Annotated in this window: 12 protein-coding genes; 6 read left to right on the top strand and 6 right to left on the bottom strand. The window is 70.2% G+C overall.

The annotated features are described in order from the left end of the window. Positions 1 to 138: 138 nt before the first annotated feature. Positions 139 to 1602, top strand: a complete 1464-nt coding sequence (locus tag FBY35_RS04705; protein ID WP_142212572.1) for an SDR family NAD(P)-dependent oxidoreductase — start codon at positions 139 to 141, stop codon at positions 1600 to 1602. Between the two features lie 541 nt (positions 1603 to 2143). After that, positions 2144 to 2317, top strand: coding sequence for a hypothetical protein (locus FBY35_RS36350; protein WP_186356859.1), 174 nt, complete (start codon positions 2144 to 2146; stop codon positions 2315 to 2317). Positions 2318 to 2371: 54 nt separating this feature from the next. Here the strand turns inward: FBY35_RS36350 and FBY35_RS04700 are convergent, their stop codons facing one another. The 5 genes from FBY35_RS04700 to FBY35_RS04680 all read right to left on the bottom strand — a co-directional run bounded on the left by FBY35_RS04700 (position 2372) and on the right by FBY35_RS04680 (position 7784). Further along, the gene (locus FBY35_RS04700; RefSeq protein ID WP_142212571.1) at positions 2372 to 3307 is read right to left on the bottom strand and encodes a helix-turn-helix domain-containing protein; all 936 of its coding nucleotides are present in this window, start codon (positions 3305 to 3307) and stop codon (positions 2372 to 2374) included. 28 nt (positions 3308 to 3335) lie between these two features. Beyond that, positions 3336 to 4775: a carotenoid oxygenase family protein gene (locus FBY35_RS04695; protein WP_222123103.1), complete on the bottom strand. Its 1440-nt coding sequence runs from the start codon at positions 4773 to 4775 to the stop codon at positions 3336 to 3338. Positions 4776 to 4945: 170 nt separating this feature from the next. Then, a complete protein-coding gene (locus FBY35_RS04690) occupies positions 4946 to 6352 on the bottom strand; it encodes a lipase maturation factor family protein (RefSeq protein ID WP_142212569.1) in 1407 nt (468 codons plus the stop codon). Continuing rightward, complete coding sequence (locus FBY35_RS04685) at positions 6352 to 6894, bottom strand: DUF1990 family protein (RefSeq protein ID WP_142214901.1); 543 nt, start codon at positions 6892 to 6894, stop codon at positions 6352 to 6354. The genes FBY35_RS04690 and FBY35_RS04685 overlap by 1 nt, the downstream gene beginning before the upstream one ends. 71 nt (positions 6895 to 6965) lie before the next feature. Beyond that, positions 6966 to 7784, bottom strand: coding sequence for a YndJ family protein (locus FBY35_RS04680; protein WP_142212568.1), 819 nt, complete (start codon positions 7782 to 7784; stop codon positions 6966 to 6968). Positions 7785 to 7944: 160 nt separating this feature from the next. On the opposite strand from FBY35_RS04680, the gene FBY35_RS04675 reads away from it, so the two are divergent. The 4 genes from FBY35_RS04675 to FBY35_RS04660 all read left to right on the top strand — a co-directional run bounded on the left by FBY35_RS04675 (position 7945) and on the right by FBY35_RS04660 (position 13923). Next, positions 7945 to 9012 (top strand): DUF6777 domain-containing protein, encoded by a 1068-nt coding sequence (locus FBY35_RS04675; RefSeq protein ID WP_186356858.1) that lies wholly within the window; start codon positions 7945 to 7947, stop codon positions 9010 to 9012. Positions 9013 to 9066: 54 nt separating this feature from the next. Beyond that, positions 9067 to 11139, top strand: coding sequence for a SpoIIE family protein phosphatase (locus FBY35_RS04670; protein WP_142212567.1), 2073 nt, complete (start codon positions 9067 to 9069; stop codon positions 11137 to 11139). 115 nt (positions 11140 to 11254) lie between these two features. Further along, the gene (locus FBY35_RS04665; protein ID WP_142212566.1) at positions 11255 to 12598 is read left to right on the top strand and encodes a wax ester/triacylglycerol synthase family O-acyltransferase; all 1344 of its coding nucleotides are present in this window, start codon (positions 11255 to 11257) and stop codon (positions 12596 to 12598) included. 464 nt (positions 12599 to 13062) lie between these two features. Continuing rightward, a complete protein-coding gene (locus tag FBY35_RS04660) occupies positions 13063 to 13923 on the top strand; it encodes an Fpg/Nei family DNA glycosylase (RefSeq protein WP_142212565.1) in 861 nt (286 codons plus the stop codon). A gap of 28 nt (positions 13924 to 13951) precedes the next feature. Here the strand turns inward: FBY35_RS04660 and FBY35_RS04655 are convergent, their stop codons facing one another. Then, entirely contained in the window at positions 13952 to 14623 is a 672-nt protein-coding gene (locus FBY35_RS04655) for an anti-sigma factor (protein WP_142212564.1), read from the bottom strand. Positions 14624 to 14646 lie beyond the last annotated feature (23 nt).

The raw sequence follows: 14646 nt of genomic DNA, 5'->3' as shown, positions 1-14646 counted from the left end.
GCCCGCGGACGTCGGGTCCGCGGGCGAAGGCCTGGCGCGAAGCCGCCGGTCACGAGAATTTTGTCGTCACCCTTTTGCTCAGTAAAGTTGCGCTTTTGAAAACCCCTGCGTACGAGTGACCGAGGAACGGCAAAGGCAATGACGGTGACAGAGGACAGCCCGGCGTTCGGCCCGGGCATCGACCCGGAGCGTCTGGCCGTCTGCCTCAGCGTGCTCGACGAACTCGACAAGCTCGACGTCGACCACCCCGACGCGATCACGGTGCGCCGCGCCACCGCGGGCATCTACCGCACCGTGAAGCAGCGCCGCCGCCAGGAGCGCCGGGCCGCCAAGACCGCCCACGACAAGGCGGTCACCGAGGCCACCGCGACCGGTTCCGCCGAGCGCATCGACGACGAGACCGAGGGCCTTCTCCCGTCCTCCTCGGTCAGCGGCGACATCGCGGGGATACTCCAGCGCCCCCGGTCCTGCTACATCTGCAAGACCCGCTATGTCGAGGTCGACGCCTTCTACCACCAGCTGTGCCAGAAGTGCGCGGCCGAGAACCGCGCCCGCAGGGACGCCCGTACCGATCTGGCCGGCAAGCGCGCCCTCCTCACCGGCGGCCGGGCCAAGATCGGCATGTACATCGCGCTGCGGCTGCTGCGTGACGGTGCCCACACCACCATCACCACCCGATTCCCCAACGATGCGATCCGCCGCTTCAAGGCGATGCCGGACAGCGACGAGTGGATCCACCGCCTCAAGATCGTCGGCATTGACCTGCGTGATCCGGCCCAGGTTGTCGCGCTCGCCGACTCGGTGGCCGCCGAGGGTCCGCTGGACATCCTGATCAACAACGCCGCCCAGACCGTACGCCGCTCCCCGCAGGCCTACAGCGAACTGGTCGCCGCCGAGTCCGCGCCGCTCCCGGCCGGTGAGCTGCCGCCCGCCCAGGTCATCGGCACCTTCGGCAGCGGCGCCGTGGATTCCGTGGCCGCACTGCCCTCCGGCGCGGGCGAGGGTCTGAGCGCCCAGGACGTCACCGACCTCGCACTGGTCAGCGGCTCGGCCTCACTGGAGCGCATCGCCGCGGGCACGGCCATCGACGCGGGTGGTCTCGTCCCCGATCTGCACGACAGCAACAGCTGGATCCAGACCGTCTCCGAGGTGGACCCGGTCGAGCTGCTCGAAGTGCAGCTGTGCAATTCCACCGCGCCCTTCATCCTGATCAGCAGGCTCCGCCCGGTGATGGCCGCGTCGCGGGGCAAGCGCACCTATGTGGTGAACGTCTCCGCGATGGAGGGCGTCTTCAGCCGTGGCTACAAGGGCGCGGGTCACCCGCACACCAATATGGCCAAGGCCGCGCTGAACATGCTCACCCGCACCAGCGCCCAGGAGATGTTCGAGACCGACGGCATCCTGATGACCGCCGTGGACACCGGCTGGATCACCGACGAGCGCCCGCATCCGGACAAGATGCGCCTGGCCGACGAAGGTTTCCACGCCCCGCTCGACCTGGTCGACGGCGCGGCCCGTGTCTACGACCCGATCGTGCGCGGCGAGGACGGCGAGGACCTCTACGGCTGCTTCCTCAAGGACTACGCTCCGGCGAACTGGTAGAGGGCATCCGACAGGGGAGGGCGCGATGCGCCGCTCGGCGCCCTCCCGGACTAAGCAGGTCAATTCGGCGCAGAACGCCCCGGGTGGGACGGTGTTCACGCCTGCACCCGGGGCGAGTTCGCCCGCGAGCGGCCCCGGCCCGAAAAGGCGCCCCGCGTTCACCGTGAACGCCTGCCGCCGTTCACGGGACAGGCCTTCCGGCCTCCATTACTCCATCCGTGTTCCGCGCCGTGACCACCCCTCACCCCGGCCGCGGCCCCCCGCCTGCCTTGAAATCACTGCCTACGAGCCCGCGAAGCCCCGCACAGAGATAGATCGTTGGCCGGAATTGGGTCGGTTTACAGGAGATTTACCGGACCCCATCGAGCAGGGGCCTGCTCATATGGTTACCCTGGGATGAACGGACGCCACCAGGGGATCCACGAAACTCCCCTGGCCGTCTTGGGACAAGTCTGCAACCAGGCTGCGGTCCCGCCCGAGTAACGGCGCCACCGCGACCCGAACTGCCCTGTCCCAGTTACGCGACACAGAGGAGTGCGCGGTGACATCAGAAGTCAAGAAGCACGAAAAGCGCCCGCAAGAACGCAGCGGCGAACGGACCACTCGGTCCGAAGAACTCGGCAGCCTCGAAGTGTGGGCCCGATCGGCCCCGATCCGGCTGGCCGGCTACGAGGAAGACCTCGCCGAGCCGCACATCCTGCCCAGCATCGACTGAGCGGACCGTTTCGCCCCCGTGCCCCCTGCCCCCACAGGCAGGGGGCACGGACGGTCAAGGAGCCCCCGCCCGCGCCCCGTCGACGACGAGCACATCGCGCTCCACCAGCCGCTCCCCGCACTCCGAGCACACCAGCCGCGGCAGGAACTCCCGCCCGCAGGACCGGTGTACGGACACCAGAGTGGGTCCTTCCGGCGCCGCGTACCAGCGCTGCCCCCAGTCGATCAGCGTCATCACCACCGGGAAGAACGCCCGGCCCTTGGCGGTGAGCCGGTAGTCCGAGCCCGTCGCCCGCAGGACTCCGAGTGCGCAAAACGTCCTCAACCGGTCGGCGACCATCGTCGGCGGTGCGCCGAGCCGCTGCTGGAACTGTCCGAACCGGCGATCACCGAGGAAGGCCGCGCCCAGCAGTGCGACCGACCACCGGTTGCCGATCAGCGCCATGGTCTCCGGAAAGAGACCGGCCTCGCCTGCGTCTCCGGAGGTACTGCGTCGCCGTGTCACGGCCGCCGGGATGCACCGGGCGGCCTCGCCGCTCGGCCCGATGACGGAGCGCACATCGCGCGGTCCGGCCCGCTCGCCGCAGCTGGCGCAGCTCAGCACCGGCTCACTGTCGCGGCCGCAGGAGCGGTGCCGCATCCACGGCAGTTCCTCGCGCCTGCCCGCGACCCAGCGGAACTCCCAGCCCCAGATGGCGACGAGAACCGGCCACACGGCGAGCCCGCGCGGGGCGAGCCGGTACTCGTACCGCACTGGCCGCTGCTGGTAGGCATCGCGCGTCAGCAGCCCGTGTTCCGTGAGTCTGGCCAGGCGTGCGGTGAGCACCGCGTCCGAGATCGGGAGCTGCTCGCGCCAGTCCTGGTAGCGGCTTACTCCCAGATGGGCCTGGCGCAGGATCAGCAGTGTCCACTCGTCGCCCAGGAGACCGAAGGTGACCGCGACGGCGTTCTGTCCGCCGGCCGGCAGCGGAGTTCTCGGCCCCTCGGTCATGACACCCCTCCCAGATGTCCGCGGGTCCTCAGATGTCCGCGGGTCCTTCGAGCCAGCCGGGGAGCGCGGAGCCGGGCGCCCAGGTGGAGTGGGTGCCGCTGGAGATCCGTTCCGGAAGGCGCACCCGGGCGACCGGACCGTCAGTCAGGCGCGCGGCGTCGAAGACCAGGCACTCGGAACGATCGGCGTTCATGTCGGTGGTCAGCGTAACAAGGTAGCCGTCGTCCTCCCCGGCCGAGCCGGTACGCGGAGCCATCGCCGTCTCACTGCCGAACACCCCGTCGCCGTAGGCGTATCGCTCCTCGCTCCCCGTCGTCAGGTCGTGCTTGACGATGCCGTTCATCAGGAACCAGCCCGGCTGCTGGGTCGAGGCGTACGCATAGCGGTAGGAGAGGCCGCCACGGTGCGGGTTGATCATGCCGAACTCCGTGAACCGCTCGCTCAGGCGCTCCTCCTTCACCTGCCCCGTACGGAGGTTGAGCCGCCAGCGGTGCAGCCGTGTCTGGAGCCGCTCGATCGCCAGAAAGCGGAACATCCGCTGGTAGATGCCTTCGCCGCGCGGATCCTCCGGCTCGGGGCAGCCCTGGTGGAAGCCGTCCAGGACGATCTCGTCGCCGTCCTCGTAGGCATTGGTGAAGTGCAGTACATACGTGGGGTCGGCCTCGAACCAGCGGACGTCGGAACCGAGTCGCGGTACGACACCGAAGCGGCTGGGCAGGTCCGGGTGGAAGCGCGAGGCGTACTTGCCCTGGGCGATCAGCTCCGGGTCCCAGAAGAGCGGAAAGTCGCCCAGGATCGCGTAGTTCTCCGTGAACGCCATGTCGTGCGGCAGGCGCGGGCCCGGCAGCGGCACGTCGGTGAGGTGCTTGAGGCGGTTGTCGGGTCCCACGACTCCGTAGCGGAGATACGGCGCCTGTGTCGAGTACGAGAAGAACAGCAGCTCGCCGGTCGCCTCGTCGACCTTGGTGTGCGCGGAGACTCCCCAGTCGGGTGCCCAGGGCGACGTGCCGAGCGTCTCAAGGGTGAGCGGGTCCAGACGGTAGACGTCGCCGCACTGCCAGAAGCTGGAGAGCGCCTGTCCCGCGTGCACGACGATGTCCGTGCTCGACGCGTCCTTCATCCGGGTGCGGGCGCCCCAGCCGTCCTCGCGCAGTGCCAGCGAGGGACGTTCGGCGATTCCCGCCCACAGGGACTGCTTGGCCTTCTGCTCCGCCTCGAAGCCTTCGGTGCGCACAAAGCGGTTGCGGTAGAAGGCCTTTCCGTCGCGGAAGCCGACCACATGGATCATGCCGTCCCCGTCGAAGGGGTGGTAGAGCTTCCGCGCCGGGTGCACCGGGTTCTCGGTGTTGCGCAGGTAGACGCCGTCGAGGTCGGCGGGTATCTCGCCGATCACCTGAAGGTCGCCGGCCCGCCACTCGGCGGTCTGCGGCTGCCACGGTCCCGTGCGGTACGGATGTTCATCGTCCACCGGGAGCGTCGATAAGGCGCGCGAAACGAGCTCAACGTCCATTGGGTGCGGTCCCTTTCCACGGTGAGGCCGTCGTGCCTCGGTGGCCGCGAGACTACAACTAACAGAGTCACTCGGTGAAGGCCGCTGCCGGTCATCCGATGACGGGTGAACGAAAGGCCGCCCGGGTGTTACAGCAGCCTGGTCGGCCTGAGGAATTCGCGTACGTAGGTCCGGTGCCACCAGGCTCCCGTGGCCCGCAGTTCGCGCCAGGTCGTGTACCGGTAGTGGTACAGCCTGGCGCGGACATACGCGGGCGGGGCCTCGGGGAACGGATTGCCGCTCAGCAGCCTCAGGGTGTCCCGGTCCCCGTCCAGCAGCCGCTCCACGAAGGGTCCGAACCAGGCATGCGCATAGCCGGGGGAGAGCGCGGCGAACCACATCATCCAGTCGAGCCGCAGATGGTAGGGGGCGTACTGGCGCGGCAGCCGGCGCACATCGCCGGGCTTGCCCTTGAACTCGTACTCCCGCCAGACCGTGCCCGGGTGGAGCGTCCTCTCGTCCGTGCCCTCGACCACCACCTCGAAGCGCACCCGCCCCACCGTGCCGAACGCGCCATAGGCGTTGACCAGATGGAAGGGGTCGTAGGAGCGGTTCATCGACTGCCGCCGCGAGAGCAGATTGCGCGCCGGGCGGTAACTCAGGCCGAGCAGCAGTGCGCTGACGGCGATGACCACGACCTCGTACCAGATCGGGGATCCGGGCAGCTCGTGAGGATCGGCGACCAGGGATCCCTCCACGACGGACAGCGCGAGAACGATCGTGATCCAGTTCAGCCAGGAGAAGTTGCCCGAGAGCACCAGCCACAGCTGGGTCAGGACGATCATTCCGGCGGCCACACTCGCGGTCGGCTGCGGGGTGAACAGCAGGACGGGAACGAAGAGTTGGGTCACATGGTTGGCCGCCACCTCCACCCGGTGGAAGGGCCTGGGCAGATGGTGGAAGAACCAGCTCAGCGGACCCGGCATCGGCTGCGTCTCGTGGTGGTAGTAGAGGCACGTGAGATCGCGCCAGCACTGGTCGCCGCGGATTTTGATCAGCCCCGCGCCGAACTCCACCCGGAACAGCACCCAGCGCAGCAGCCACAGCACGAGCACCGGTGGGGCGGTGCGTTCATTGCCGAGGAAGACGGCGAGAAAGCCCACCTCCAGCAGCAGCGACTCCCAGCCGAAGCCGTACCAGGTCTGACCGACGTTCACGATCGACAGATAGAGCACCCACAGCGCCGCCCACCACAGCATCGCGACCGGGAGCGGGATCCGGTCGGCGGCGCCCGCGACCAGGGCCGCCGAGAGCAGGGCGCCAAACCAGGCGCAGACGGCGAAGAGCCGGTCGGAGTAGCGCAGTTGGAACAGGCTCGGCGCATACCGCATCGGCACCCGGCGCACGTACGCGGGCACCGGCAGCATGCCCCGCTCGCCGATCAGCGCCCGGAACTGCCGGGCCGCGGTGAGAAAGGCGACCAGGTACACGGCGGCCAGCGCCCGCTGGAAGACCAGCCGGCTGAGCCAGTAGTCGCTGTCCGTGAACCACTCCATCACCTCCAGTATCGGTCGGCGGCAAGCCGCCGCACGGTGTGGCTCAGCCGCTTGGCGTACCACTTCTGCAGTACGGGCACGAGCGGGCCGGCGAGCCGGGCGTACCAGCGGGAGGGGCGGCTGAACGCCATGACGGTGAACCACACCGAGCCGTCGTCCCCGATGTCGACGACGAAGGACTCCTCCCCGCACTCGGGATGCCCGGCCAGGGTGCCGTACGCGAAGCCCGTGCGGTTGTGCTCGTACGCCGTCCAGATCACCTCGCACGGCGCGGTGAACCGCAGCGGGCCCACGCCGATCGAGACCTGGAGCCGGACGGCGGGCTCGGCCCGCGGCGCCGAGGTGCGTACGCGGGCCCCCGATGTGCGGTGCATCCGCCAGGTGGTGACCGCCTCGCCGGCCGCGTCGAAGACGGCGCGGCCGCGGCCGATGCGGGTGGTGTGGTGGAGATGGTGGTAACCGTCGGGCAGCTGGCCGAGCCGGGTGGCGCCCACCTCCGGGTAGCTCGGACCGCGGCCCGTGGCGGGGCGGTTGCTGCTCATACGGTCGCTGCTCAGCCGGTCGTCCTGCGTGCGGTCGTCCTGCGTGCCGTCCTCCTTCATGGGGTCATGCTTCATGCGGTCGTCTCCTTGAGTCGTCGCCAGGCGAGCACCGAGCAGAGCGCGAAGCCGAGGGCGTTGCCGAGGCCGTGGGTGGCGGCCATCCAGGTGAGATTCGGGTGGGGCAGGCCGGTTGCTTCGCCGAGCGCCCAGCTCAGGGCGAGCAGCATCGTCGCCACCAGCACGGCGGCGGAGATTGCCAGCAGGGTGCGGGTGAACCCGTCGCGTCCGCCGGCCCGGACATCGCGCCAGGTCAGCAGTGCCACGGTCCACATGCCGGCGGTGAGTAGGAGTGCCCCGAGCAGTTCGGCCCAGTCGTCGAAGAAATAGCCGGCCAGCACAAGCAGGGTGCCCAGCGGCACGCTCAGCGCGGCGAAGCGACCGGCGGCTCCGGCCGTCGTGCGGCAGACCAGGCCGGCCACGAGGGCGGCGGCGAATCCAACGAAGTGGAAGTGCGGCACAGTCAGTGCGAGGACCGTCAGGCCGAAACCGAAGAGCTCGTGCCCGGCGCGTTCCGCGACGAGCGCGAGCCCGGCGACGCAAGGGGTTACGAGCGCGGTGAGCTGTGCGATCTCGGCGGGCGTCGGCGAGCGGGTGCGGGCCGGCCGGCGCGGGGCCTGAACGGCGAGGGCAAGCGTACCGAGCGCGTACAGGCCCGCCAGGACGGCGGCCGACGTCGAGCGTGGCAGCCAGAGCGAGACCGCTCCGGGGACCGCGAACAGCAGCCAGATCCGCCGAATGGGCGCGAGTTCGACGGCGTCCATGAGGTGCAGTCCGGCGGGCACGATCACCAGCATGCCGAGCATCACGATCACGTTGACCAGTACGGACATCACGCACCCACCCCAGGCTTGAACGTGTTCAATTCCCTGCGGACCTGAGACTAGGGCCAAACTTGAACGCGTTCAAGTCGCGACGGTGGCGGCAATCCGGCAGAACTTGAGAAACACATCGGCTTGAGGAACACATCGGGTGAAGAGGCGGGAGATTTTCGTGCGTCCACCCAAGCGTCGTCGGTACGCCGCGGCTGCCGCCGCGATCTTTGTCACGCTCCTGGCCGCCGGCTGCGGTGGCGCCAGCAGTGCTGCGACGGACGGGCAGGGGGAGGTCTTCCTCCAGCCGGCCGCGGTCCAGGGTCCGGACCCCTACACCTCGACCACGGCTCTCTCCGGGGGCGCGCCCCCACCTCCGCCGCCCGTGCCGGCGAGCGAGCCGAGCCCCACCAGAGGCCTGACTCTGCGCACCCTGTCCGGCGCAACGCCCGGGCTCTACGGCGGCACCCAGTCGATCGGCAGCTGCGACGTCGAGCAGCAGGTGACGTTCCTGGGCGGTGACCAGGCCAAGGCGCGCGCCTTCGCCCGGGGCGCGGGCATCTCCCAGTCGGACATCCCGGACTTTCTGCGAGGACTCACCCCGGTCGTTCTGCGGGCCGACACGCGCGTCACCAACCACGGCTATCGCAACCGCTCCGCCGCCGGCTTCCAGGCCGTACTGCAGTCCGGTACCGCGGTACTCGTGGACGGACACGGAGCGCCGAGGGTCAGATGCTCCTGCGGAAACCCGCTGGGGCCCCCGGTCGCGGTCAAGGGCGCCGTGGTCCACACAGGTCAGTCCTGGGCGGGCTACCGGCCCGACAAGGTGGTCGTCGTCAAGCCCACGGTGCAGATCGTCAACAGCCTGGTGATCGTCGACGTCATCAACAACACCTGGATCGACCGGAAGGCCGGGACCGAAGGGGAAGAGGACAAGCGGCCCGATGTGCTCCCGCCCGTGACCCCGGACGACATCTTCACCTACCCGCCGCTCGCGGAGCCGCCCGAGACCGGTGATCCGACCCGGCCGGGCGACTCGACCGGACCGAGTGACGGCACGAGCAGCCCCGCTCCGCCCGAGCAGCCGCCGATGAACCCGCCGGTGGAACAGGTGCCGGACATGCCGAGCGACCCCCTGCCACCGCCCGTCCAGCCCGATGTGCCCCCCGAGGAGGGGGTCACACCCTCCCAGCCGGACCTGCTCGTGCCCTCCGAGGAACCGGCGGAGCCGGACACCTTCCCGGGTTGAGCGGATCTGTCCGAATCGGTCGAAGAATCCGACAAATGATGGCAGAGTGGCGACATGGTTGATCGGGCAGCGGGTGCCCTGTCGCTTCCCGACGACTGGCCGGCCGACTCGGACCTGAGCCTGACGCTCAATCGGATGGGCAGCTTCGACTGGGACCTGATCAGCGGGCTGATGCATATGGACGGGCCCGCTCTTGAGGTGTTCGACCTGCGTCCCGACGAGTACGACGGCCGCCCGGAAAGTCTTTCCCGCCGGGTGCCGGCGGACGAGGCCGCCCGTCTGGACACGATGGTGGCTCAGGCGCTCAAGAAGGGCAGCGACCACTACGGCGCGTACTTCCGTATCCGCCGCCGCGACGGGAAGATGCGCTGGACCCACACCCAGGGATCCGTCCGCCGGGACGACACCGGCCGTCCGCTGCGCATCATCGGCATCATCCGCGACGCCACCGAAGAGCTCGCGGAGTCAGCCGCGCGCGTCGGGGTCGACAGCGACCGGCGCAGACAGACCAGCGTCGTGGAGACCACCACCGCGGCACTCGCCCACGCGAGGACCGTCCAGGACGTCATCGACGTACTGAAGGACTCGCACGGCCTGGAGCACTTCGGGGCCACCAGCCTGGTCATGGGGCTGCTGGAGGCAGGCCGGATCCATCTCGTCGCCGAGGGTCCCGAGGACGCCTTCGTGCCCGGCACGCGCTACACACGCGTCGACGAGGAGTACCCGATGAGCGAGGTGGTCCGCACCCTCACTCCCCGTTTCATCGAGTCCAAACGGGACTTCGCCGAGTCCTATCCGCTGCTGTGGCCGCACATCAAAGGGCTCGGCATCACCGCGGCCGCCTATCTGCCGCTGATCGCCCAGGCCCGTCCCATCGGGGCGCTCGGACTGCTGTACAGCGACAAGACCCGCTTCACCCCCGACGAGCGCAATCTGCTGGTCGCGCTCGGCAGCAGCATCGCGCAGAGCCTGCAGCGTGCCGTCCTGTACGAGCAGGAGCACGACCTCGCCGAGGGACTCCAGCAGGCGATGCTGCCGCGCCGGATCCCCGACGTCCCCGGCGCGCAGATCGCCGTGCGCTACCGCTCCGCGCGGCTGGGCCGGGACATCGGCGGCGACTGGTACGACATCATCGCGCTGCCCGGCGGACGCGTCGGCGCGGTCATCGGTGATGTACAGGGGCACGACACCGACGCGGCCGCGGTGATGGGGCAACTGCGGATCGTCCTGCGGGCGTACGCGGCCGAGGGGCACACCCCGGCCACCGTGATGGCACGCGCCTCCGTCTTTCTTCATGAACTGGACACCGAACGCTTCGCGACCTGCCTGTACGCGGAGGTCGACCTCACTACCGGAGTGGTCCAGGTGGTGCGCGCCGGACATATCGACCCGCTGATCCGGGACACCGACGGCGACTGCCGCAGGCTGCCCGTGGAGGGCGGGCTTCCACTGGGTCTCTCGGCGGAGTTCGACCGGCTCGAATACCCGGTCAGCACCGTCGAACTGGACCCCGGACAGACCCTTGTGCTCTGCACAGACGGGCTGGTCGAACAGCCCGGCACCGACCTCGACGACGGCATGCAGCTGCTCACGGCGCTGGTGTGCTCCGGTCCCCGGGATCTGCAACTGCTCGCCGACCGCCTGTGCGAGGTGGTGGAGGAGCGGGGCGGCGAGGACGATGTGGCGCTCCTGCTGCTGCGCCGCAGCGGCGCGTTCACCCCGCAGTCGGGCGGCCGGCTGCAGCAGCACGTCAGGCAGAACGATCCGGAGGCGCTGCGCTCGGCCCGGCACATGATCCGGGCCGCGGTACGGGCGTGGGGCGCGCGCGAGCGGTCGGACGAGGTCGAGCTGGCGGCGGACGAGATGATCACCAACGCCCTGGTGCACACCGACGGCGGCGCGATCGTGACCCTTCGCGCGCTGGCGGGCCCCGAGCGGCGGCTGCGGGTGGAGGTCGAGGACCGTTCCAGTGCGCTGCCGCGCCGCCGCGAGGCAGGGGAGTCGGGCGTGTCCGGCCGCGGGCTGATGCTGGTGGACCGGCTGACAGAGGCCTGGGGCGTCGAATCGAGAGGCAGCGGCAAGTGTGTCTGGGGCGAGTTCATCGTTCCGGACAGGCAGGTCCGCTGATTATTACCTGTTGTTAACTGTCCGTGAACTGATCGTACTTGACCGTAACCGACCGCAGGCGGTTGACTTCGCATTCTGTGGCCTTCCTGGACACTTCTAGGACAAGAGGACCCCTTTGAGCACCGAGCTTCTCGCCCCCCTCGATCTGGCGTTCTGGCATCTCGAGTCGGCCGGACATCCGATGCATCTCGGCGCCCTCGCCTTCTTCGGTCCCGCCCCGGGCGCCCGGAGTGGCGAGCAGGTCCTCGAACTGCTCGCCGCCCGCGCCGCGGCGATCCGCCGGCTGCGGATGCATGTACGGGACGTCCTGCTGCCCGTCGGAGGTGCGGCCTGGTCCGTGGCCAAGGACTTCGACGTACGGCGGCACGTTCACCAGATCCGTATCCCCGACGGCGACTTCGCCGCCGGGGCCGTCTCGATCGCCGGCGAGTTGATGGAGCGGCCGCTCGAACGGGGCCTGCCGCCCTGGGAGATGTACCTGCTGACCGGACCGGAGGGCGGGGGCCCGTTCGCGGTGCTGGTCAAGCTCCATCACGCGCTGGCCGACGGCATGCGCGCGGTCGCCATCGGTGCCGGGATCTTCGACGAGATCGTCGACGCCAGAACCGCCCGTGCCCGGCGGGCACGAGCCGTGCAGCCCACGTCCTGGCTCACCGGCCCCCGGCAGGTGGCCGGATTCGCCCGGGGCCGTATCGAGGAACTGGGCCGGGCCGTCGGCGTCGGCGCCTCTGTCGTACGGGCCAGCAGGCTCGACCCGCGCGGCGTGCCCGCACTCTCGGCCGGCTCCAGCGGCACCAGGCGGCTCGGCACCGCCGTGCTCGACCTCGACGACGTCCAGCGCGTCCGCAAGGCGGCGGGCGGAACCGCCAACGATGTACTGCTCGCCCTCGTCGCGGGCGGTATGCGGCGCTGGCTCCTGGCCCGCGGCGAGCCGTTGCCCGCCGCCGGCCCGCGGGCCCTGGTGCCGGTCTCCCGGCGCCGACCCGGCAGCCCGCCCGGATCGGGCAACAAATTCTCCGCGTATCTGCTCGAACTGCCGGTCGGCGACCCGGATCCGCGCTCGCGGCTGGATTCCGTACGCACCGCCATGGACCGCAACAAGGCGGCCGGGCCCTCCCGCGGGGCCGGGGCACTGGCCGTACTCGCCGATCAACTGCCGCCGCTGGCACACCGGTTCGGCGCGCCGCTGGCCGGAGGGGCCGCCCGGATGCTGTTCGACGTCCTGGTGACCAGCGTGCCGCTGCCGCGCTCGGCACTGTCGCTGGGCGGCTGCCCGCTGCGCGAGATCTACCCGATGGCGCCGCTCGCTCGCGGGCAGTCCCTGGCGATCGCGCTGTCGACCTACGGCGGACGGGTCCATGTCGGCCTGGTCGCCGACGGCAAGGCCGTTCCGGACCTCGACCGGCTCGCGCGGAGCCTGGGGGAGGAACTCGGCGAACTCCTCACGCTCAGCCCATAGATCGGACAACTCGGCCCATCAGCGCGGGATCTCACCCTGTTGGGGGTGCTGACGCTCTCCAGTGATCCGATGAATATTCGTCGTGATGGGCCGACGCCACGGCGAGAGGGCAGCTGCGGATGCAAGGAGCCGCCTTCCGCCACGGTTATCCGGCCCTGGAACGGCTGCGCGCCGAAGATGTGATCGGCGCGATCGGCGCCGGAATGAACCAGGCGCCCATGCTCAGCCGCTTTCTGCGTGACACCGACACGACGCCGTCCTGTGCGCCGGCCGCTTCACGCTCCTCGAAGCCCGTGTGCCGGCTCGCCGCGAGCTATGCCGAGGTGATGGCCGCGGCCCGCGCAATGACCCAGCGGCTGGGCGACGCCGAGCGCACCTCGTCTTCGGCAGGACCGCCTGCCGGGTCTACGGGCTGCGCGCGCTCTGAGCCTGCGGCCCCCTCACGCCTTTGGCACTCTGGATGCATGCCGGAGCTGCCCGAAGTCGAAGCGCTGAGAGAGTTCCTCGACGATCACCTCGTGGGACAGCGGATCGTCCGCGTCCTGCCGCTGGCGATCAGCGTCCTCAAGACGTACGACCCGCCCCTCACCGCGGTCGAGGGTGCCGAGGTCACCGCCATGGACCGGCACGGGAAGTGGCTCGACATCAGTGCCGGCGGACTCCATCTCGTCGCCCATCTCGCCCGGGCGGGCTGGCTCCACTGGAAGGACGAGTTCCCGGCCGCGCCACCGCGCCCCGGCAAAGGGCCGCTCGCCCTGCGTACCGTCCTCGAATCCGGCGGCGGCTTCGACCTCACCGAGGCGGGCACGACCAAACGCCTCGCAGTCCACCTCGTCCACGACCCCGGTGAGGTGCCGGGCATCGCCCGCCTCGGCCCCGACCCGCTCGCCGACGGCTTCGACCGCGACGCCTTCGCCGCTCTCCTCGCGGGCGAACGACGGCAGGTCAAGGGGGCCCTGCGCGACCAGAGCCTGATCGCGGGCATCGGCAACGCCTACAGCGACGAGATCCTGCACGCGGCGAAGATGTCCCCGTTCAAACCGGTGCAGAACATCGACGAGGCCGGGATCACCACCCTGTACGAGGCGCTGCGCGCCACCCTGAGCGAGGCCGTCGAGCGCTCCCGCGGCGTGGCAGCCGGCCGGCTGAAGGCCGAGAAGAAAAGCGGCCTGCGCGTCCACGGCCGCACCGGTCAGCCGTGTCCCGTCTGCGGCGATACCGTCCGTGAAGTCTCCTTCAGCGACTCCTCGCTGCAGTACTGCCCCACCTGCCAGACCGGCGGCAAACCGCTCGCCGACCGCAGGCTCTCCCGGCTGCTCAAGTAAGCGAGCTCAGCGGCGGCGGGCAGGGGGGCTACCCCGTGAGGGTCACCAGCGGCTGCCCGTCGGCCGCACGGACCTCCCAGCGTGCGATCTCGCCGCTCGGCAGGTCCGTACCGCCCTCGATGTCCAGCGGCTCCTCGTGTCCGGGCGAACCCGCGATCCCGTAGCCGCCCTCCGGCACCGCCCAGCTGAGGACCGGGTGTTCGGTGCCGTTCTTGCCGACGGCGACCAGCGTGCAGGTGCGCGGCCCCTTGACGTCCCACACGTGCAGCGAGACCGCGGTGCCCCACTGCCGGTCCTGAAGCGCGGCGGACACACTCACCCCCGTCCTGGCGTCCTTCGCCGCGACCTCCTGCCGGGCCGGTCCCGAGCCGCCGTCGCGGAGCGCCACCGCCGCCACCGGCAGCGCCACGATCAGCGCGGCGGCGGCCGCCACCAGCCGGAGCCGGCGCCGGCGGCTCCTGTGCCGCTCCAAGGCGACCTCGCCGGTCAGCCGGTCGAGCAGGCCCGGGCTCACAGTGGCCTCGACCCGTGCGGGTCCCGCGAGTTCGGCCAGCGACGCGGCGGTCGAGGTGAAGTCCGAGAGCTGTACCGTGCACATCACGCACTGGGCGAGATGCTCCTCGAACCGGAAGGCGTCCGCGGGCTCCAGGACGCCCAGCGCATAGGCGGCGATGTCCCGGTGCCGCTGCTGGGGGCTCATGGCGTCCTCGATTCGTCTCTTGC

The organism is Streptomyces sp. SLBN-118 (genome assembly GCF_006715635.1).
GTDB lineage: Bacteria > Actinomycetota > Actinomycetes > Streptomycetales > Streptomycetaceae > Streptomyces.
Note: the sequence above shows the minus strand (reverse complement) of the source record. Positions and strands in the feature narration are given on the sequence as shown.

Coding starts and splice junctions, on each gene's coding strand:
- FBY35_RS04705 (WP_142212572.1), top strand. CDS start 139: ATGACGGTGACAGAGGACAGCCCGGCGTTCGGCCCGGGCATCGACCCG.
- FBY35_RS04700 (WP_142212571.1), bottom strand. CDS start 3,307: ATGACCGAGGGGCCGAGAACTCCGCTGCCGGCCGGCGGACAGAACGCC.
- FBY35_RS04690 (WP_142212569.1), bottom strand. CDS start 6,352: ATGGAGTGGTTCACGGACAGCGACTACTGGCTCAGCCGGCTGGTCTTC.
- FBY35_RS04685 (WP_142214901.1), bottom strand. CDS start 6,894: ATGAGCAGCAACCGCCCCGCCACGGGCCGCGGTCCGAGCTACCCGGAG.
- FBY35_RS04680 (WP_142212568.1), bottom strand. CDS start 7,784: ATGTCCGTACTGGTCAACGTGATCGTGATGCTCGGCATGCTGGTGATC.
- FBY35_RS04670 (WP_142212567.1), top strand. CDS start 9,067: ATGGTTGATCGGGCAGCGGGTGCCCTGTCGCTTCCCGACGACTGGCCG.
- FBY35_RS04660 (WP_142212565.1), top strand. CDS start 13,063: ATGCCGGAGCTGCCCGAAGTCGAAGCGCTGAGAGAGTTCCTCGACGAT.
- FBY35_RS04655 (WP_142212564.1), bottom strand. CDS start 14,623: ATGAGCCCCCAGCAGCGGCACCGGGACATCGCCGCCTATGCGCTGGGC.